This window comes from Paenibacillus sp. P5_B5 (assembly GCF_056400365.1).
In genome coordinates, this window is the sequence record NZ_JBFULK010000011.1 from 1 (window position 1) to 19,034 (window position 19,034).

19 protein-coding genes are annotated in these 19,034 nt (G+C 42.1%); 17 read left to right on the top strand and 2 right to left on the bottom strand.

Features of this window, described 5'->3' with window-relative positions:
• The 5 genes from AC1DOK_RS15100 to AC1DOK_RS15120 form a co-directional block, all read left to right on the top strand.
• A partial coding sequence (locus tag AC1DOK_RS15100) for a GNAT family N-acetyltransferase (RefSeq protein WP_477555127.1) occupies positions 1-320 on the top strand: 320 nt, incomplete at its 5' end.
• A 252-nt stretch (positions 321-572) separates the two neighbouring features.
• Positions 573-1,355 (top strand): DeoR/GlpR family DNA-binding transcription regulator, encoded by a 783-nt coding sequence (locus AC1DOK_RS15105; protein WP_477555128.1) that lies wholly within the window; start codon positions 573-575, stop codon positions 1,353-1,355.
• 2 nt (positions 1,356-1,357) lie between these two features.
• Positions 1,358-2,503: an N-acetylglucosamine-6-phosphate deacetylase gene (gene nagA, locus AC1DOK_RS15110; protein ID WP_477555129.1), complete on the top strand. Its 1,146-nt coding sequence runs from the start codon at positions 1,358-1,360 to the stop codon at positions 2,501-2,503.
• Between the two features lie 123 nt (positions 2,504-2,626).
• Positions 2,627-2,974 (top strand): RidA family protein, encoded by a 348-nt coding sequence (locus tag AC1DOK_RS15115; RefSeq protein ID WP_477555130.1) that lies wholly within the window; start codon positions 2,627-2,629, stop codon positions 2,972-2,974.
• A 96-nt stretch (positions 2,975-3,070) separates the two neighbouring features.
• A complete protein-coding gene (locus tag AC1DOK_RS15120) occupies positions 3,071-3,574 on the top strand; it encodes a DinB family protein (RefSeq protein ID WP_477555131.1) in 504 nt (167 codons plus the stop codon).
• A gap of 226 nt (positions 3,575-3,800) precedes the next feature.
• On the opposite strand, the gene AC1DOK_RS15125 is transcribed toward AC1DOK_RS15120, so the two are convergent.
• Positions 3,801-4,745: a helix-turn-helix transcriptional regulator gene (locus AC1DOK_RS15125; protein ID WP_477555132.1), complete on the bottom strand. Its 945-nt coding sequence runs from the start codon at positions 4,743-4,745 to the stop codon at positions 3,801-3,803.
• Positions 4,746-4,860: 115 nt separating this feature from the next.
• Between AC1DOK_RS15125 and AC1DOK_RS15130 the strand changes: the two genes are divergently transcribed.
• The 11 genes from AC1DOK_RS15130 (at position 4,861) to AC1DOK_RS15180 (ending at position 17,062) form a co-directional block, all read left to right on the top strand.
• Positions 4,861-5,382, top strand: a complete 522-nt coding sequence (locus AC1DOK_RS15130) for a dihydrofolate reductase family protein (RefSeq protein ID WP_477555133.1) — start codon at positions 4,861-4,863, stop codon at positions 5,380-5,382.
• Between the two features lie 640 nt (positions 5,383-6,022).
• Positions 6,023-7,093 (top strand): metallophosphoesterase family protein, encoded by a 1,071-nt coding sequence (locus AC1DOK_RS15135; RefSeq protein ID WP_477555134.1) that lies wholly within the window; start codon positions 6,023-6,025, stop codon positions 7,091-7,093.
• 533 nt (positions 7,094-7,626) lie between these two features.
• A complete protein-coding gene (locus AC1DOK_RS15140) occupies positions 7,627-8,073 on the top strand; it encodes a DinB family protein (protein ID WP_477555135.1) in 447 nt (148 codons plus the stop codon).
• A 258-nt stretch (positions 8,074-8,331) separates the two neighbouring features.
• Complete coding sequence (locus tag AC1DOK_RS15145) at positions 8,332-9,489, top strand: winged helix-turn-helix domain-containing protein (RefSeq protein WP_477555136.1); 1,158 nt, start codon at positions 8,332-8,334, stop codon at positions 9,487-9,489.
• 74 nt (positions 9,490-9,563) lie between these two features.
• Entirely contained in the window at positions 9,564-10,880 is a 1,317-nt protein-coding gene (locus AC1DOK_RS15150) for an MFS transporter (RefSeq protein ID WP_477555137.1), read from the top strand.
• Between the two features lie 1,175 nt (positions 10,881-12,055).
• Positions 12,056-13,093 carry a hypothetical protein gene (locus tag AC1DOK_RS15155; RefSeq protein ID WP_477555138.1) on the top strand — a complete coding sequence of 346 codons (1,038 nt, stop codon included), beginning with the start codon at positions 12,056-12,058 and terminating at the stop codon, positions 13,091-13,093.
• Between the two features lie 184 nt (positions 13,094-13,277).
• Positions 13,278-13,877, top strand: a complete 600-nt coding sequence (locus AC1DOK_RS15160) for a DUF5412 family protein (protein ID WP_477555139.1) — start codon at positions 13,278-13,280, stop codon at positions 13,875-13,877.
• 79 nt (positions 13,878-13,956) lie between these two features.
• A complete protein-coding gene (locus tag AC1DOK_RS15165; RefSeq protein WP_477555140.1) occupies positions 13,957-14,919 on the top strand; it encodes a hypothetical protein in 963 nt (320 codons plus the stop codon).
• A 167-nt stretch (positions 14,920-15,086) separates the two neighbouring features.
• Positions 15,087-16,067 (top strand): aldo/keto reductase, encoded by a 981-nt coding sequence (locus AC1DOK_RS15170; protein ID WP_477555141.1) that lies wholly within the window; start codon positions 15,087-15,089, stop codon positions 16,065-16,067.
• Between the two features lie 177 nt (positions 16,068-16,244).
• Positions 16,245-16,589, top strand: a complete 345-nt coding sequence (locus AC1DOK_RS15175) for a putative quinol monooxygenase (RefSeq protein WP_477555142.1) — start codon at positions 16,245-16,247, stop codon at positions 16,587-16,589.
• Between the two features lie 20 nt (positions 16,590-16,609).
• Positions 16,610-17,062, top strand: coding sequence for a zinc-binding dehydrogenase (locus AC1DOK_RS15180; RefSeq protein ID WP_477555143.1), 453 nt, complete (start codon positions 16,610-16,612; stop codon positions 17,060-17,062).
• A 115-nt stretch (positions 17,063-17,177) separates the two neighbouring features.
• Here the strand turns inward: AC1DOK_RS15180 and AC1DOK_RS15185 are convergent, their stop codons facing one another.
• Entirely contained in the window at positions 17,178-18,230 is a 1,053-nt protein-coding gene (locus tag AC1DOK_RS15185; RefSeq protein WP_477555144.1) for a PdaC/SigV domain-containing protein, read from the bottom strand.
• 265 nt (positions 18,231-18,495) lie between these two features.
• Here AC1DOK_RS15185 and AC1DOK_RS15190 point away from each other — a divergent pair, with 265 nt between their 5' ends.
• Positions 18,496-19,026 carry a PadR family transcriptional regulator gene (locus tag AC1DOK_RS15190; RefSeq protein WP_477555145.1) on the top strand — a complete coding sequence of 177 codons (531 nt, stop codon included), beginning with the start codon at positions 18,496-18,498 and terminating at the stop codon, positions 19,024-19,026.
• The last annotated feature ends 8 nt before the right edge of the window (positions 19,027-19,034 follow it).

The window sequence follows — 19,034 nt, forward strand, 5'->3', positions numbered from 1 at the left end:
TTAATCATCGATTTCCATATGTCATTAAGCAAGAAGACAAGTATATAGGTTTTGTGTTAGTAAGATTTATTGAATCAGAAGAGCGGAAGTACTACTCGATTGCGGAGTTTTTTATTATGAAGAAATATAGAAAAAAAGGAATAGGTAAAGCGGTAGCTAAACAAATATTTGATTTACATAAAGGGCAGTGGGAAGTTGATCAATTAGAAAGCAACAAACCAGCTCAGGTATTTTGGAATAAGGTCATTAATGAATACACGCAAGAAGAATTTAAAGAACGAATTGAAAATAGTAAAAAGATACAAGACTTTAATAGCTAAATCAAAGAAGTGGGTATTGCGCACCGAACAATGTTGGTATTACAATGCATCCAGCAAGAGGTATTGGTAAGGCGAACCAATCACTTACATAAATGAGTAATTCAGCAGTACATTTTATAGAAATAAGCGAAATGGATCTACTACGTTGTGGTGAATCCTTTTTTTGACTTATAAACACTTATTGAATTTTATTAAATGCTTATATATACTTAAGTCATAAATTAAAATACTTATCTAAGGAGTGCTTCCAGTGTGTTTCAAGAAGCTAGATTATTGAAAATTCTTGATTACTTAAAACAACATCAATCAATGAGCGTTGTAGAGATATGCTCGATCTTTCAAGTATCCAGAGATACGGCGCGAAGAGATATTGTCAAATTGGTTCAAGAAGGTGTTGTTGTTCGGACACATGGAGGGGTAGCTCTTCCGGAACTTCAGAAGGAGCTCTCTTCCTATCAAGATCGTCTCATTGAGGGATCCACCAGTAAGAATCATATTGGTAAGCTTGGAGCTAAGCTGATTCACGATCATGAGACGGTATTCTTGGACGTATCGACAACGGTCCAATTTGTCGCGGAACATATTCAGGCGAAACAGATTACCGCTGTTACACATTCGATTGATAATGTAGGCATTCTCTCCAAACGAGATGATTTGAGCATTTATGTACTTGGTGGCTATCTACATACCCAGAACCGCCTATTATATGGTCCTTCCGTCATCGATAAGATTAGTGAAATTCGAGCAGATAAGGCGTATATTGGGGCAACGTCTATCCAGCCAGACGGACTCTACTATCCCTATGAAGAAGATGTTCGAGTGAAGAAGGAAATGGCCAAGCAGTCGGATCAAGTGATCCTAGTTGTGGATCATTCGAAATTCGCGGCAAAATCAAGATTTAAGTTAGATATTGATTACGTGGATATCATCGTGACAGATCAATCCATTTCCAGCAAAATGAGAGAAGTATTAGATCAGAAAAATATCACACTGATTGAATGTACAGCAAATAATCCTCAGGACGGAGCTGAGTAGAGATGAACAACAAAATCATTCAACATGTCAACGTATTGCTCCCACATCAAATACTACCTTCCGCTACAGTCTGGGTCACAGACGGGAAGATCGAGCGAATTGAGACACAAGAAGCTCCGCAATTTTACGATGGGTACGAACGAATAGATGGCAATGGGATGTGGCTCATCCCTGGAATGATAGATGTTCATATCCACGGAGCCAATGGCTACGATATGATGGATGGCACGGAGGCTAGTATTCAAGAGGTATCCCTTACATGTGCTGCAACCGGATGCACCTCGTTCTTAGCGACATCCGTAAGTTCAACGATGGATGATCTACTGAACATGATTCGCAGCGTGAAATCGGTGATCGGTCGTGAGCAAGGGGCGAAGATTGCCGGCATTCACTTGGAAGGACCCTATTTGAATCCAAAGCGTAAAGGGATGCAGAATGAGAAGTATCTTCGCCATCCTGATCTCGATGAAATGAAGCTTATTTTCCAGGAAGCTGGTTCGCTCATTAAAATGGTGACGATTGCTCCAGAATTACCGGGTGGATTAGAGCTGATTTCTTACTTGAAGGATCAAGGGGTTGTCATTGCCGTTGCACACTCCGACGCCTCGTATGAGGAAGCGAAGGAAGCATTTGGAGCAGGCGCGAGTCATGTGACACATTGCTTTAACGGAATGAGACCGATTCATCATCGAGACCCCGGTCTGATCGTTGCCGCATTCGAGGAACCGCATGTAAGTCTGCAAGCGATTGTCGACCAAGTACATCTACATCCTGCAATCATCCGCCTGATGCATCGCATCAAAGGACCGGAAGGGATGATGCTCATTACAGACGCGCTTCAAGCGATGGGAATGGGCGATGGAGAGTACCTGTTTGGCGGCCACCATGTCACTGTTTCCGAGGGGATTGCAAGACTAGCGGACGGTACTTTGGCATCGAGCACGGTGACGATGAATGAAGCGTTGCGACTAACCGTAGAAAATGGAATATCCTTCACAGATGCTGTACAGATGGCTTCGACATCGCCTGCTCGTATTCTAGGTCTGTCGAACAAAGGGAAAATTGAAATTGGATGTGATGCGGATTTTGTCCTCCTCAATGAGAAGTATGAAGTACAATGGACGATGATTGAGGGGCAACAGGTTTAATTCATTCGCATATTCCTATTAACGCGGATCCTGTGTGGAATTCAAGTAAAAGAAAATATTTACAAACGGGAACGTTTGTTCTAATATTGAGGGGTGAACTTATAACATAGGAGGCTCATGGAAATGATAAATCGGATTTCAACACCGTTTAGCTATTCATCTGCTGTTGCGGCTGGAGATTATGTGTTTCTCGGATTACATAGAGGTTTTGGAGTAACCTTTACAGAGCAGATTCACAATACTTTTTCACACTTAAAAGACACACTCAATCAACTCGATGTACCACTTCAAAACTTTGTAAAAGTTAATGTTTACCTCAAAAATATTAAGGACTTACCTGAAATAGAACAAGTTTTTTGCGAGTATTTTGTGAAGGATACTTTCCCTGCAAGGATGACATCCACAACAGAGTTCATCGATTCAGATTGTCTTATGATGATTGACGGAATAGCGTACAAAGGATTGAACTAACGTGTCCGTATAGATATTCGTGTTTTCATAGATGAATTGGAAGGATAATCCAAAAATTAGCGAAATTATTATATAAAAACGCTTAGGGGGATTGTTATGTTCCAAACCGTAGACAATTTTTTAAAATCTTGGGAGTACGAAGCCGGGGCAACACAGAGACTATTAAATAATCTAACGGATGAGTCACTTAAACAGGAAATCACTTCGCAAAATTGGACTTTAGGACGTATTGCTTGGCATACCGTAGCTGCCATTCACATAATTGCCTCAAATACAAATTTAACGTTTAAAGCCCCAGCTGAAGATTGGCCCGTTCCTGCTTCGGCTCAGTTTATAGCAGACAGCTATCATCAAGCCAGTGATGCATTTGTTCAGGCATTAAAAACTCAATGGATCGATAATACCTTAGGAGAACGTATAGACTTTTTAGGTCAAAAAATGCCAAATGGGTCTCTTTTGATGTTTTTGATTCTGCATCAAAACCACCATCGAGGACAAATGACGGTTCTTATGCGACAAGCAGGATTAACCGTTCCAGGTATATATGGCCCGTCAAAAGAAGAATGGGCTAATTTTGGTATGGAAACCCCGAAAATGTAACCTAATCATAACAGAAAGTTTAGTCAAAATTAGTTAGCTCTTTTTGTCAGACGTAAGACAATAATATTAAATACAATATGTAGTATCTTATTAAGTTCCCTCGGAGAACGCTAGTGCAAAAGACGAATAAATTAAACTCTCCTATTTCATGAAAGCCTAGATTTAATAGGTTTATTGGGAGGGTTTTGTAATGTGCTGGTTAGCAAACTAGGAATAAAGTATAATATCAAAACTTTATATCTTGATACATCGTTAAAATTTCTTCTGCTTTTACTAGCAAACCATCAATTAATTCCTTAGGTTCAATAATTCGCGCATGAGTGCCAAGTCTATAGAATAGTGGGGTTATAAAACCAATCTCACCCTTATCAATGATTGAATCCATGTATCCGGTACCATCTTCGTTGGTTACTACGAAACCTTCAAAGTAAGGAACACTTTTACATTGCCGTACTCCTTCTGTTGTTAACAGAACATGCAACCGTACTGGATTTTTCACTTCATTTGAGCTAAACCATTCTTCTAAATTCATGAATTCCTCTTCATTTTTTTCGGTGGATAATATGGAAAGAATGCGATCTACACGATATAGTAATATTTTTTGTTTACCATAATCATAAGCAGGTAAATACCATAATCCATCATGAGCATATACACCGATCGGACGAATATGTTTGATTGTCATTCCTGATTTAGATTCATATTGAATCCGTAAATTGTTACCTTCAATAGAAGCCTCTAAAACGTCTTTTAACAGTGGTGTATCAATGGTTCTCTTGGGATTCCAAAAAGCGATATAGGAACGAATTTTATCCACCTTTATTTGGGCATCACGCTGTAGTGAACTATATAATTTATGAGCAACCGAGCTAATTTCAGCATCAAAAGGCAGGTTGCGATAGTAACTTAGTGATTGAAAAGCAAAAAAGATTGATACAGCTTCCTCTTCGGTAAATAAAAGTGGTGGAAGCATTCTACTTGTTAAGACTGTATATCCGCCGTTCCGTCCTTGTTCAGCATATATGGGCAACCCCATATCGCTTAAGTCCAAAATATATCTGTGAACAGTGCGAATGGATATGTTAAATTCATCTGCTATTTCTTGAGCTGTAAACTTTCTTTTGGCACTAGCGTACATAAGAATATCTAATAAGCGTTTTGCTTTTGACATTTTCCTCACCCTTTATCGTAATCATGCCATTACTTGTCATGTTTTATTGTTAGTATAGTACTTACCTGATGATTTTATCAATAAGGACTATGATCAAGATAAGGGGAGATTCATTATGTCACGTGAAGTTGTTTTATTTATTGCAACTAGTTTAGATGGGTTTATTGCGAAAGAGGATGATGATTTACAGTGGTTAATAGAAACAGCGGGGGAAGGTGACAATGGATATACCGAGATGTATCAAACCATTGATACCACGATTATGGGCAAAAGGACATATGACTATGTAATAGAACATATGGAACCATTTCCGTATCCTGATAAAAAATGCTATGTCTTTTCCACTTCAGAAACAGGTTCAAATGAATTTGTGGAGTTTGTGAATGAAGATGTAGTGGAGTTTACCAAAAAGCTAAAAGAACAAGAAGGCTCAAAAATCTGGATGATCGGCGGGTCAGGTATACTTGATGCTTTTGTAAAAGAGAACTTAATTGACGAGTATATGATTACTGTCACACCTCATATACTTGGTTCTGGCATTCCATTATTTAAAGAAAATAATCCGCAACTAGATCTATGTTTAGTGGATACTAAACGGTATGGACAATTCGTACAACTACATTATAAGGTGAAGTAAGGTAAGAGATAGCAAAATTTGAGTAACAGAACACGACTGTCATTGGACAGACGTGTTCTGTTTTTTCGTGTTCAGCTAACAAACAGGCAAAATAGTTTAAGATCAAGCGCAGTGAACCCTATCACAAATAGTGGTAAAGCGGAGTATAGAGTTAGCTGTGAGCTTCAAAGAGTGCAATAATGTGAAATAAATAAATCCACAAAAGAATAAATTAGGGTTTAAAAAGACCGGAGTGGCTTGCGCTACAAACAGGTGATAAGAATGAGTGACTTATATATTAAACCCTTGAGAATTATTTACTTTTTATTTTTTATTGTTTTATATATTATTAGAATTATCAGTTTTAATGTCTCTAGTTGATTACATGGGACAAGGAAAACGACGAAACGAAAGTGAACGGATGGGAGCCGATTTGGACCAGTCCAACCTGATCGACGCGGTACTGAGCAAAGGCGTGAAGGCGCGCAGTTCAAAGCGTTCAGTGAGAAAAATCCACAGATCGATGTGCCACTGTTGCAAGCTCAAACCGCTAGCGCACCGCTCAACAATGATCTGATCGGCCCCAAAAATGAGGATGCGCTCAAAATAGCGGCAGAACGGGAAATGTATCGATACTAGAAATGAGAGGATTGATTTTACCTTGAGCACATTGTTGCCCGAATATTATTCATCCACCTTGGATCGGGTTGTCAAGAAGTCAGTGCGGCTTCGTAACGAACAAACGGTAAACTTCGTGTTCATTACCGATATGCATCATTATGCCGGAGGCGAACAGCTGCACGGTGCCGAAGCGCTGGTCAGGCTTTCGCAAGCCGTCCCCCTGGATTTTATCGTATCGGGCGGCGATATGAGCCTTAACGGGCCGAAATCCGCGGTCATCCGCGCGCAGAAGGAAATCAGCGACGGCATCGCGGCTGCCAGCGCTCCAATGCTTCCGATCAAGGGCAATCACGACGATAACTCGGTGTACGGCTACAACGACAGCCATAGGCACACAAGACATGTGCTGTTTTCGGAAGAGACGTTCGATCTCGTCTTCCACCGTCTAGACGAGGTCGTGACGTTTGACGAAACGAACCGGAACGGGATGTACTACTACATGGATTTGACTGAGAAGCGGACGCGCGTAGTTGTGTTGAACTGCATTGATATTCCTTATTTGGTGAAGCCGGACGGCGGATTGAAGTATCAGGGGCAATGGAAATACGTCTTCTCTGACAAACAACTGAATTGGGTCGCACATCGAGCGCTGAACTTGCGCGACAAGCCAGACCGCGAGCAATGGCAGGTCATCTTCTTCTCCCACGTGGCAATTTTGCAGGACAACGTAAGCGGAGCCGACTTTGCGGTCAAGAACGGCGAAGCGATGTGGGACATCATTCAAGCGTTTCGCAATGGCATTGCTTTTGCTGATTCCGAAAACGATGAGGAATTTTCATACGAACTTAACGCGGACTTCACCGATCAAGGTGCAATCTCTGTAATCGCCTGTTTGTTCGGGCATGTTCATTGCGATCAGGCGTTTATGAAGGATGGGATCTGGATGATTTCCACCTTAAACGCGTCATGTCATCAGGAATTCGAGGATTCGCCGGAAAGAATTGTGGGTACGGCTACGGAAACGGCATTCGATCTGATGATGGTGGACTGTTCGGCGGTGGCTATTCACGCTGTGAGGATCGGAGCCGGTGAAGATCGGACGATCGCGTAATAGGTAAGGAGAATCACCCGCTGGTTCTCGTACCGATATTAACGGAAAATGAAGCTGCAAATACCTTCTTTACAAATAACAAATTGAAAGAAATTGGTTTTGAATTCCGTTATCCAACCTCAAAAGATGGTGTGCCGTCTATAGCTCAGGAATGGGTATCTAAAGCGAAATAAACGAAGCAACTGGATGTACACGTTGAATGCCGTACGACAGCTGGAGCGATTGGAGCTCTAACCAGGATAAACCGATGGCGACAGGAGCAGAATAAAAATACAAAAACCCCGTCTGACGCGGGTTTGGGGGATTCAAACCAATAACCAGTGAAATATTAATGAGAGAAAAAGCAAGTTCCCAAAAGACACATGTAGTGATCTAAGGTTATTTGCCTTTTGAATTTCTTATGTCTTAAAAATTTTATGGCATGATTAATTATTGTTTTCTAGGTATAACGAATATTTTAAGTGAAAAAGGGGTGGGACTCTATTATATTGAATTCATACAATACAATTGATTGAACATAGGAGGCGGTACCATTGAAAACAATCCAAAAGATGTTTGAACATTTAAATTGGGCTAATCAACGCATTCTAGAAGCCTTGCAAAACGGTGAGATTAATGGTGAACAGCTACGATTATTTACTCATATTCTAAATGCAGAACAAGTATGGATAACTAGATTAAAAGAAATGGATAGTTCACAAATGCCGATCTGGTCGGACGGTGATATTGAAATCTGTGAAAAACTTAGTAAACAAAATGAAGGAAACTATAAAGCATTTCTCACTAGATTAGCGGAAACTGACCTAGATAACTTAATAACATACACAAATAGTAAAGGTGAGGAGTTTAAGACTTCTATACGAGATATTTTAATTCATGTTGCACTTCATGGTCAGTATCATCGAGGACAGATTAACTCGCGACTTCGAGCAGATGGAATTGAACCAGTTAGCACGGATTACATTATATTTGTAAGATAGATGTATCAGAATTTCTCGGAGAATATAGTTAGAAAATTTAATATTTTAAAAATTAATTGTGTTGCAGGGTAATGCCTGTCCATGATTAGAAAGAAGCGAGAGTAAGCAGCAGGAAGTTTGCATGCTACTCTTTTTATGTTTTGCTGCCAAAACAGATTAAACGATAGTCGCCCATGCGCATTTTTTCTGGAGCACGGCGAAGGTTGGCTAGTATACTGAGGTCATGAAGCTGGTCCATAGGAAAGAAGGGTTCCCTGAATGCAACTGGAATTATACGCAAGTGAATATAAAGTGACTGTCGAAGGCATAACGGTAAAGTTACTACCCAAGGAGTTTGCTCTTTTGCAATTTCTCTACCGCAACAGAGGTCGTTCATTCAGCCGAGAGCAGTTGTTGGATAAAGTGTGGCCGCTGGAATATCCGGTTGAGCGGACGGTGGATGACCATATATACAGGCTGCGTAAGAAGTTAGACTCTTTTGCAGGGTTGGAGATTAAGACGATCCGGGGAATGGGCTATAGCCTGGCTGTGCAGAATTCAAAGAACGCTGGGGAAGCGACCCCCACTACCCAGGACCTGGAGCTGCATAAGACTATGCGGGATGTCTTCGAGAAATACCACCAATACGGCCAGGGCCGTTCGATGCTGACCMTTGCACGCCAACAGGATGTGCTTGGATATAAGTTGGACCCGTTCTATTCCGTCTATGTCCGTTTTGTACAAGGAGATCTAGAATGGCTGCTGACTACGAAAGAGGTTCCGCTGAACGAACGCTTATATTCACTACTGTTGTTTTATATTTTCACGGGGAACCCAAAGCAGAAGCTGGCACTCTGTGAGCAAGTGCTTGAGAAGAAACTGTTGTCTCCCGCGCAGCATAGAGAAATGGAGATTCTCAACATTCTTGATTTGTATACACTAGCAGGAGAGCCTGATAAAGCGCTGGAACGCTTAAAGGTGAGTCACGCCGTGATGACAGAACCGGATTATGAGAATTTCATCCCGCAAATGGCTATTACGGAGATGTTTGTGCACCTGGTTGCAGGGGCGGAGGAGCACGAGCTGGAGAAGATGGCGGAAGCTATTGAAGCTGGGATTTTGTTCACCAAGCCTTTTCTACGTGAGATGGGCAGTTACAAGGTGGTCAAGGGACTGTGGGTGTTGCGGCGTCAGGCATGGCGCGAAGCGGAGAATCTGCTGGACGAGGGGCTCCAAGTGCTGGGGATGTCCGGTTTTGTGCCGCTGAGGCTGCATGCCCTGCACCGGATTACTCATTACTGCGCCTTGTTTCCCCCGGTAAAAGAATTGCAGCAGAAATACACAGATATTTTTGAAGAAGATCAGGAGCGGATTGGGCTCAAAATGCTGTTAGGGTCGCTAGAAGCTACTATGCTGAACGAGTTGAACCGTTTCTGATGATGCTCTGACATTGTTCCACTACAGTAATATTGTGCTCTATACGATCTTACTGTGATTTGGAGGAATGAGTAATGACGGCTTCACAACAAGCAGGAGCAAGCCTGCTTCGTAACAAAGTATACATGCTCGTATATAGCGCCTTTGCCGCAGCAACCTTTGGCGACTGGTTCGACACGTTGGCGATCCAGGTGCTTGTAGGGTATCGCTGGCAGGCTGGGCCGCTGATGCTGGCCCTGATTCCGGTCGCCAACGCTCTGCCCAGTATCCTGCTAGGTTCGGTTGCGGGTGTCGCTGCCGACCGGCTGAACAAGCTGAAGCTAATGCGTATTTGCGATCTGCTAACGGCAGTCCTAACCTTGTTGGTGTTATTGGCTCCAAATATGTTATGGCTGCTTCCTCTGCTTATGTTACGTGCGGCTATCTCTACGTTAAATGTGCCCGCGCAGCAGTCGTTGACACGCAGCATAGTCAGGGAGGATCAACTGCTTCAGGCTACCTCACTCAACGGAATCGTGAACCAGGGCTCCAAAATCGCCGGTCCTTTATTTGGCGGATTCGCCTTGTCTCTCCTGTCGCCGCAGTGGTGCATTTTGCTGTGTGCCTGCTTCAGGGTAGGTTCATATTTGCTGCTGCTCACCGTCAAGAATGCAGAGGCGGGAGGTGGCAGGAAAGCGGTTGAAGGGGAGCACCCGTCCGTGCCTGCGCTGGAGCAACGGGTTCCGCTACGTACCATGTGGAAGGAAGGTTGGAGCTTCATCCTGCACAGCCGACTACTGCTGATCACCATGCTGTTCGGGTTAACCGGGTCACTTGCAATCCAGATGATCGACTTTCAGTTCACCAGCCTCTTCCGTGCGGTTGCGACGGATCAGGAATCTTTGCTCGGCTGGATGGTGGCGGCATCGGGTGCAGGCGCCATACTCAGCATAGTAACGATGAACAAAATGAACCGTGCAACGGGTTATGGTTGGAAGTTTGGAAGCGGTTATGCGTTGATCGGCTTATCTGTTGGAGGGCTGGGATTGCTCCCTGCCGGAGTTTCCGTGCTTCCCATACTGGTACTGGGGCTCGTGCTGGGCATCGGAAATGGCATGTTCATGGTTACATTCAACTATTGTTTGCAAAAAGAAACGCCTCCACATATGACAGGCCGTGTGTTCGGGATTCAGAGCACAGTTCTAGGGATTGTTATGATTGGAGCGCCGCTGCTTGGGGGATTTCTAGTACAAGTTACCGGTCCCGCGCGTACCTTCCTGAATTTGGGCTTTGTGATTACCGTGATCGGCCTGCTGGGCATTTTGTTCGGAAGAGTGCTGTGGCCTGCGTCAAAAGTGTTGAACAAGTTGAACAGCAATAGCTCTGTGGAGCAAACAATGGGGGGAATATAGAAATTTGAGAATGACGATATTCAGATTTTACTGCACTTTGCTGGAAGATGAAATTGGCTAAGGTGAGAATATGAAGACCGTAAACTGAGAGCGCTCGCCTTAAAAACCGTAATTGATGTATTTCATATTGGATAATAGATACTGGGCAATCATTTGAACAATTTGACAAAACAGCAGCTTTTTAAATTGTTGTTAAGCTAACATAGGACGATAGCAATAATGCAAGGGCTACCAATTGGTAGTCCTTTGTTGAATGAGCAGGATAGCGCAACAATTACTCTCCGATTGCGTCAAATATTGGGATAGGCGACTGAAGGAGACATGAGAGTTGATTATGCAAGGAGGTAACGATGGCCTACACACGTTTGATTGTTTTGGTGATGGTGTTTGAAGTATTTGTCACGACTGTAGTCGGACTTGGCATTTATTTTGGATTTTCCGTATTTCCTTATATTCAGTCACCGTTAACGACAATTGCTACTGATGAGCATACAGCTGGGTTCACCGCAACCATCCCATTATATATGCCGTCGCTTTCAGATCTGAAAATCCCATACACGTACTTTCATGCGGGGGCACAAGCATGGGGAATCACGGCATTCCTTGTATCTGCGGCTGTAATGGGGTTACAAAGTTATGTCCGGGGCATGTACCTCGGCGGTTTGAAAGGATGGGTTCTGAACCGTAAGACAGTCCCTCTATTCGCGTGTGGACGCAGGTATTTCGGCGATATGATAGCATGGTCTATCTTTCAAAGCGTGATAGGCGCGTTGATTGTTTTCCTCGCTGCAGCCTTTTTCCCGTTTGGGTTCATATTGATGATTGCTTTACTGTTCTATTCGCTTACGCCATATCTGATTGTCCTCCAAAATATCTCTTTTAGTGATGCATTGGCAAAGGCGCCTCGCATGTTTCGGCGCTATTTCGGCACATTGCTGCCGCTTACGCTATTTGCCATGCTGTGCACGCTAGTTGTCAGCCTATTACGGTCACTGACACCCCCTTGGGGATACGCAGTACCGTTTCTCGCTTACGCATTCATTGGAACCATGCTGATCGGCGAGCTTATGAGGCGGCTTGCAGCGAAGCTAACGCTTGACGGCGAACGGGCTCCGGATCTGCCATTCGGTGAGGTCCGCGCTCGTAGGATAGTAAACGCTATGATTGTGCTGCTCGTGCCGGTACTAGTCTCGGCGGGTATATTTGCAGCTTCTGGCAAGCACTTAAGTGCGTTTGAATTTGGTAGTAAAAAGAGGCTCGACGGTATCTCCTTCAATACGAATTTCTCTGACGTATTCTATGCGTCAGAACAAAAGTATACAGCTTATGAGTGGCAGACAAGTGATTACCGCCTTGCCATAAGGCTTCCGGACTTGTCTAACGAGCGGAAGCCAGGGGAACTGCGTGGAATAGCCGACATTACGTGGAAGGTGAATGAGGAAATTCGCACTTCATTTGGGAATTCAACCCACATCGACGTACAGCCGATCATGCACAAGAGCCGGTTAATGTATCGACTTGTTCGGGAGACAGCTAACGATGGCAGCTACTACTACTCCAGTATGAGTGGCTCTGCTTCGATCCTGCCAGGAGGGGAGCAGCCACGTGAGCCATTATCCATTCAAATGATGGTTAGTGGAGACGGCAGACATATTTTTGTAATGCAATACCCATCGCGCTATGATATCTCACAGGTATTCCGTGTTTCGGATGACGGGCGTTATTTGATCCCGGGAACAAGCCAGATGAATCCTATGGATTTCCACGCTTATTGGTTCACTGCGGAGCAGAGTGCGGAGAATCTGTTCGAATTGCTGGCTGCCAAGAACAAAACCAATTACATAGCGACGATTAACCGAGCTTACCTGGCGCTTGCTTGTGCCTTGCAGGAAGGAGATGGGCGATTGGTCGTCAATCTGCTGGAGACGATGCGGCAGTCCGGCGTAAACGTGAAAGCTCCCGACTGGGATGACGTGACGTGGACAGACAACTTACAGGGCAGATATAAAGGTGCCAGCTTGCAGAAGACCTTGGAGTTACTGACAAAGACTGGCGTTCAGGGGGGTTATGAAGTAAAAGAACTACTGGACAAAAGCGATGAAAAGATCGGTGTTTACCGGTTCGAGGTGCCGTTCCCGGACGGAATGCTGCCAATCACATATAAGGAATCTAAGGTAGACGGCGAACTGCTGTCCGTTAATATAATGGACTAGATCAAAAAAAGAAGTTCAGGTGTATAAGCCCACTGAATATTATCTTGCTGGTTTCAAAAAAACGACAACTGATTCAAGAAAGAACGATTGATTTAGATCCTAAACTAAACAGGCGAAGTTGGAGGAATTAAGTTGAAGCGTAACAATATTGGGAGAGGGAAAGAAAGAATCGAAATCTATGTAAGTGAATAAAGAAATTAATTCTTGTTCAACTAACGGAGGAAATATGAACAGTCTTTTCTTAACTTTATTTGGTCTAATAATCCTTCTATTAACTGGTTTAATTCTCCTAATCTTTTGTGCCAAATTGTTTATTTTTTTTATAAAAAGACGACATTTTCCGAAAAAACTCCTAATCGCTTCTCTAACAGGAATTATTGCGGTTTTTGCACTATTTGTATATACGCAGTACTTTTTTACATTTGATAACCTTGAGGGTGAATTTTACAAAGGACCTGTGAAATCCCCCAATGAAAAATATACAGCTAATGCTTACTATAGGACATATGGTGGTGCTGCTGGTGGTGTCGATGTATGGGTAGAACTCACTTACAATGATGAGAATGATAAAATTAAGACTATTTATTATAGTGATGTAAAAAGTAACTTTTCTATGGATTGGAAGGATGAGGATACTCTAATTATCGTAAATGAAGAGCCTAAGTATCCAAATTCAAATAGAAGTGTTGAATTGGAGATTGGTAAAGAGATTTATCATGATAATGGTTTAGCTTGTCAAAGTTTATTAATGAAGGACCAGTATGAAACTTGCTATCAGAACTAATCCCTATTTGAAACGAATATGTGTAAGAATCGTAATTACCAGTAATAAGGATGCAAAATGAAATTAGGAGGTTCGTTTAATGCCGGACTCATTCCACGACAGGTTGATGGAAGCAAAGGAGCGAAAGTTTCAATTGGAGAAAATAATACGTAAACGAGAGGAGCTGCAGAGACGGCTGCGAGAACAGGAGCGGATGTACATAGAACTGGAGATACAGGTTGAGTCAGAACAGACGGATGTTGACGAACTGACCCGAATGTCGCTGACCAACTTGTTTCATACCATCCTTCGAAGCAAAGAGGAACAGCTTGAATTAGAACGTCAGCAGGTATTAGCAGCCCTACTTAAGCTTCAAGAGGCCAAGCGAACTCAGGAAATTATTAAAACTGAAATCATTCAGATTGGAGAGGAATTCACCACTTTACAAAATGCGGAGCATGATTACAATCGGTTAATGGTGGAGAAGGAATCGGCACTTCGAAATTCGACTGCCGCCTCTTTGGAATTAGCGGAGATTGAGGTGCAAATAACCGACCAGACCATCATAGTCAAAGAAATTCATGAAGCATGGACAGCAGGTAAGCGGGTGCTAACTTCTCTGGAGGATGCTTCTTCCAGCCTGGAGAAGGCAGAAAATTGGGGTAAATGGGATTTATGGGGAGGAGGAGGAGTGATCAGCACTCATTTGAAGCATGACCATGTAGATGACGCGAAGCAGTTCATCCACAATGCGAACTACCTCATGCAAAATTTCCACAGTGAACTGGATGATTTGAAGCGCACTGTCCATGTAGAAATCGACATTAGTGGCATGCTTAAGGGCGCGGATTATTGGTTTGATGGATTAATCACAGACTGGGTTGTACAAGGGCGGATCAAAGATGCCCAAGACCAAACACTGAACGCGATTCAGAAGGTGAGAGACGTAACCAGCCAGCTTCAATCAGAGCACTCCTCAGCCGAATCTAGATTAAGGGGGCTGAGAACAATGCGCGTCGCTTGGATCGAAGAGAGATCATTGAATGGTAATGAGAGTATCTAGGTTTGCGTAGCTGGCATGTAAGCCATTTGGCAGCCCTATCGTTAGCTAATGGGCGGTTTAATCAACTCTGGTCAGGCAATCGCAATGACGCTTACTTGGAGTAACTCCAAGGCGCACACTACATGTATAGGAAATAAAATCTCTTTTTCAAAGTGAGGAATAATTAAATGCAATATGTGAAACTTGGAAATACTGGCTTGGATGTATCTCGGTTCTGTCTTGGCTGTATGAGCTTTGGAGTAGCTGAGCGATGGATTCATCAATGGGTACTCGATGAAGAGAATAGTCGACCTATTATCAAAAAAGCCCTTGAGCTTGGTATTAACTTTTTTGATACGGCGAATGTGTATTCAATGGGGACAAGTGAGGAAATTCTAGGAAGAGCTCTAAAGGATTATGCCAATCGTGATGAAATTGTACTTGCAACGAAGATACATGGTCGCATGCAAGAAGGTCCAAATGGTGCTGGTCTTTCTCGAAAGGCAATCATGAGTGAAATTGATAAAAGCCTTAAGAGACTCGGAACTGATTATGTAGACCTGTATATAATCCACCGCTGGGATTACAATACCCCTATTGAAGAAACGATGGAAGCTATGCACGATGTGGTTAAAGCGGGGAAGGCAAGGTATATTGGTGCCTCAGCAATGTACGCATGGCAGTTCCAAAAGGCATTATATGTGGCGGAGAAGAATGGATGGACTCGATTTGTGTCAATGCAGAATCATTTGAACCTCATCTACCGTGAAGAGGAGAGGGAGATGTTACCGCTTTGTAAAGAGGAAAAAATCGGAGTGACTCCATATAGCCCCCTCGCATCAGGCAGATTGACACGCGATTGGTCGGAAACAACGCATCGGTCCGAAACCGACCAGGTTCAAAAATCAAAGTACGATGCGACTGCAAATAGTGACCGATTGATTGTGGAACGGGTTGCGGCAATTGCAGAACAACGTGGCGTTCCTCGTATTCATATCGCGCTTGCCTGGTTGCTACAGAAAGAATCAGTTGCTGCGCCTATAATCGGTGCTACGAAAATGTCTCATCTAGAAGATGCCGTAGGTGCTCTTTCGATTACGTTAACACCCGAGGAAATAGCATCGTTAGAAGAACCGTATGTACCTCACCAGATAGTTGGTCATCAGTAAATGAGCAAAACAAGCAGATATGGTGCATTACGCTAACAGGACACGAGAGTTGAGGAGCTTGCTCGGAGGCAGCTCCTTTTTCTTTGTTAAAGTAACTCAATATCATAGTTTCAATGCCTACTACATGATATGATTACTTAGATGATACGTCTAAACTTATTAAGTAGGAGGATATTTATGAGTAATAATAAAGAAAACGTAATACTCTATATAAGATTTAAAATTAAAAGTGGAAAAAAGGAAGAATTCAAAGAACTATTATCTGCTAATATGAGAGCGATGGAACATGAACCAGCTTTTGTAAGTGCCGTTCTTTCAGATGATATTGATAATTCAAATGAGGTTACTCTTTTTGAAATCTGGAAAGGAACAAAGGAAAGTTGGCTAAAAGAAGAACTTCCTAAACCTTATAGAAAAACATATGAGAATAAACTTGTGGATTTAATCGATGAAAGAATCATTAGTTATCTTACACCAACGAATGAGTGGAGAACTAATTTAACAAACAAAAAGATAGATTAATTTATAAATTAAAGAGTGACTTGTCTAAAAAACAAGTTGCTCTTTCTCATATTAAAGAATGGACCATTTCAAAATTGGATCAAGAGGTACTACGTGCTACTGGCGGTAAGGGTGTTGACCTGATTCTGGACTTTATCGGTGCGGACTTTTGGGACAAAAACTTGTCTAGTATTAAAGTAGATGGTCGCTGGGTCCTTATTGGTATATTAGGCGGAGGTAAAATTGAAAAGTTGAATTTATTTAGCTTGATGTTAAAATGCGTACAACTAACAGGAACTTTATTAATCCCAAGAAGTGATGAATACAAGTCTAATTTAACGAATGAGTTCGCCACGATCGTAACTCCTTATTTTGAGCGAGGTGAAATAAGACCGATTGTTGACATGATATACCCAATTGAACAGGTAGGGGAAGCTCACAAGCGCATGGAAGCTAACTTAAATACCGGCAAGATAATTCTTCAAATAAACTAATTCGTCTCCATGAACATGATATTTCTACAAAAAATCGGTATGCATTTATACAAAATAAGCTAGGGGGCACCTAGCTTATTTCTTATTGATATGGAATTTTCAACTAAGGATAAACTTATTTTGCTACAGGTGCATGGAATCCGTCAAAAGTGATCGCGTATTCAGGCATCCCCATGGCATACGCAAAGTATTCATATTGCTGGAAGTATACATACAATTTATGATCGTCTGTAATGAAGAAAGGCTGATCTGCGTCAATAGTTTCAAATGGAGTTAGTAAAGATTCTGTTTGTTTCAGATCATCCATTTGTTGCTTAATCTCTTTATTGATGACTGTTAAGTAGTCTTTGTTGTCAGCAAATAAATCTTTAAGTTTATAATCATAACCTGTGTTCAGGTCAAAATTGTATGAGCTTTGGATGGTCGTGCCGTGTGCACCACCTGTATAGTCATAGTGCGAGAAGGTGATGCTCAGTATGTTATTTTGGTTATATTTAATAGCATAATCAAGGATCGTCTGTGCTTGCACATGTTTCGTTTCTTCATTGTCTGCAAATTCTTTGGCGATACTAAGCGCTTGCTGCTTAGCAGTAGCAGCGAATTTCTCAAACGTTGTATTTATTTGATCTTGAACCGTAGTATTCGTTAGTCCCGTAATTTGAGGATACTGAATGTTAAGTTCGAGATTCGTAGTTGTTGATGCATCCTTAACATTGCGGATGGTGATTGGATTCTCTTGTATACTTGTTAATTGAATAACCTGACGATCCTTGTCTCTTGTAACGTTGTAGCCCATGATCTCTGCTATCAATTCGGGAGTTATGTACGTGTTTGCATTAATAGTTGTAACTTCATCTTGGAGGTAGCTTTCATGATCATTAATAGAATAAGTATTGTGACTAAGTGAAATCGTTATACTCTTCTTACCTGACTGGGTCAACGTAATTTTCTGATCTGGAGCAGACCAGCCTACGGTATAACCGCTTGCTTCACTAATGCTACGGAGTGGAAGCAGCAACGTATTCTCCTTCGTTTGTGCAGTTGCTTCAACTTTCTGACCATTGATCTCGATCCCTTGCAACTGATCATTTGCAGCTAATATATTTGATGACAGACTCAAACTCATAGCAAGCGATGTTAACACAGCAATTGATTTCTTGTTCTTCATATCTTCCATCCTTTCAACATTTTTTTGATTATTACTAATTAAGTATAATATAAGAATGCTCCGAGTAGGTTACGTAAAGATAACAAATCTTACTAATAGATAACCTGCGTATCTGGGTTAGGTTGCATGACGGTAACCACAAAATGGATTTTATATATTGACGCGATATATATCGGAGTGATATATTAATAATTGTAATATTTCTATTTGTCTAATAATTTTCTGAAGTAAGTAATCCTTCGTACACAATTAAGGAGGTGATTGAATGAACAGTCAAGATGCTATTCTAGGCATGCTTATGAAGCATTCGTTATCGGGCTACGAAATAAAACAATTATTCGAGAATTTATTCTCTTATTTCTATCGATCGAGTTACGGAACGATTTATCCCATGCTTACTCGGATGGAGAAAGAGGGATTGATAACTAAGGAAGTTGTGCTACAAGATGGCAAGCCTAACAAAAATATGTTTACCATAACAGATAAAGGACAAGAATCTTTTCAAGCTTATTTACAAGGCCCTTTAGAGGGAGATAGTACAAAATCGGATTTTCTGATGAGACTTTACTTTGGCGAATTTGTCGGTTTTGACAAAGTGATCGCCTGGTTAAAGGAAGTACAGGAGGGTGCACAAACGGAGTTAAATCTGTTAAGTGAGAAGTATGCACTTTACAAAGATGAAATGCATCCTGCACAGGTCATCTGCATCCAGATTGGGATAAATGAATATAAGGCTAAACTTGAAACCATTGCTCAGGGATTGGCAAGTATAGAACATTTAGAACAAGGGAAGTAGGGAATTTA

What these genes read in the sequence shown, in the direction of transcription:
- AC1DOK_RS15190 (WP_477555145.1), top strand. Translation starts at nt 18,496, where the DNA reads ATGAACAGTCAAGATGCTATTCTAGGCATGCTTATGAAGCATTCGTTA.
- AC1DOK_RS15165 (WP_477555140.1), top strand. Translation starts at nt 13,957, where the DNA reads ATGCCGGACTCATTCCACGACAGGTTGATGGAAGCAAAGGAGCGAAAG.
- AC1DOK_RS15170 (WP_477555141.1), top strand. Translation starts at nt 15,087, where the DNA reads ATGCAATATGTGAAACTTGGAAATACTGGCTTGGATGTATCTCGGTTC.
- AC1DOK_RS15125 (WP_477555132.1), bottom strand. Translation starts at nt 4,745, where the DNA reads ATGTCAAAAGCAAAACGCTTATTAGATATTCTTATGTACGCTAGTGCC.
- nagA (WP_477555129.1), top strand. Translation starts at nt 1,358, where the DNA reads ATGAACAACAAAATCATTCAACATGTCAACGTATTGCTCCCACATCAA.
- AC1DOK_RS15130 (WP_477555133.1), top strand. Translation starts at nt 4,861, where the DNA reads ATGTCACGTGAAGTTGTTTTATTTATTGCAACTAGTTTAGATGGGTTT.
- AC1DOK_RS15185 (WP_477555144.1), bottom strand. Translation starts at nt 18,230, where the DNA reads ATGAAGAACAAGAAATCAATTGCTGTGTTAACATCGCTTGCTATGAGT.
- AC1DOK_RS15150 (WP_477555137.1), top strand. Translation starts at nt 9,564, where the DNA reads ATGACGGCTTCACAACAAGCAGGAGCAAGCCTGCTTCGTAACAAAGTA.
- AC1DOK_RS15120 (WP_477555131.1), top strand. Translation starts at nt 3,071, where the DNA reads ATGTTCCAAACCGTAGACAATTTTTTAAAATCTTGGGAGTACGAAGCC.
- AC1DOK_RS15115 (WP_477555130.1), top strand. Translation starts at nt 2,627, where the DNA reads ATGATAAATCGGATTTCAACACCGTTTAGCTATTCATCTGCTGTTGCG.
- AC1DOK_RS15175 (WP_477555142.1), top strand. Translation starts at nt 16,245, where the DNA reads ATGAGTAATAATAAAGAAAACGTAATACTCTATATAAGATTTAAAATT.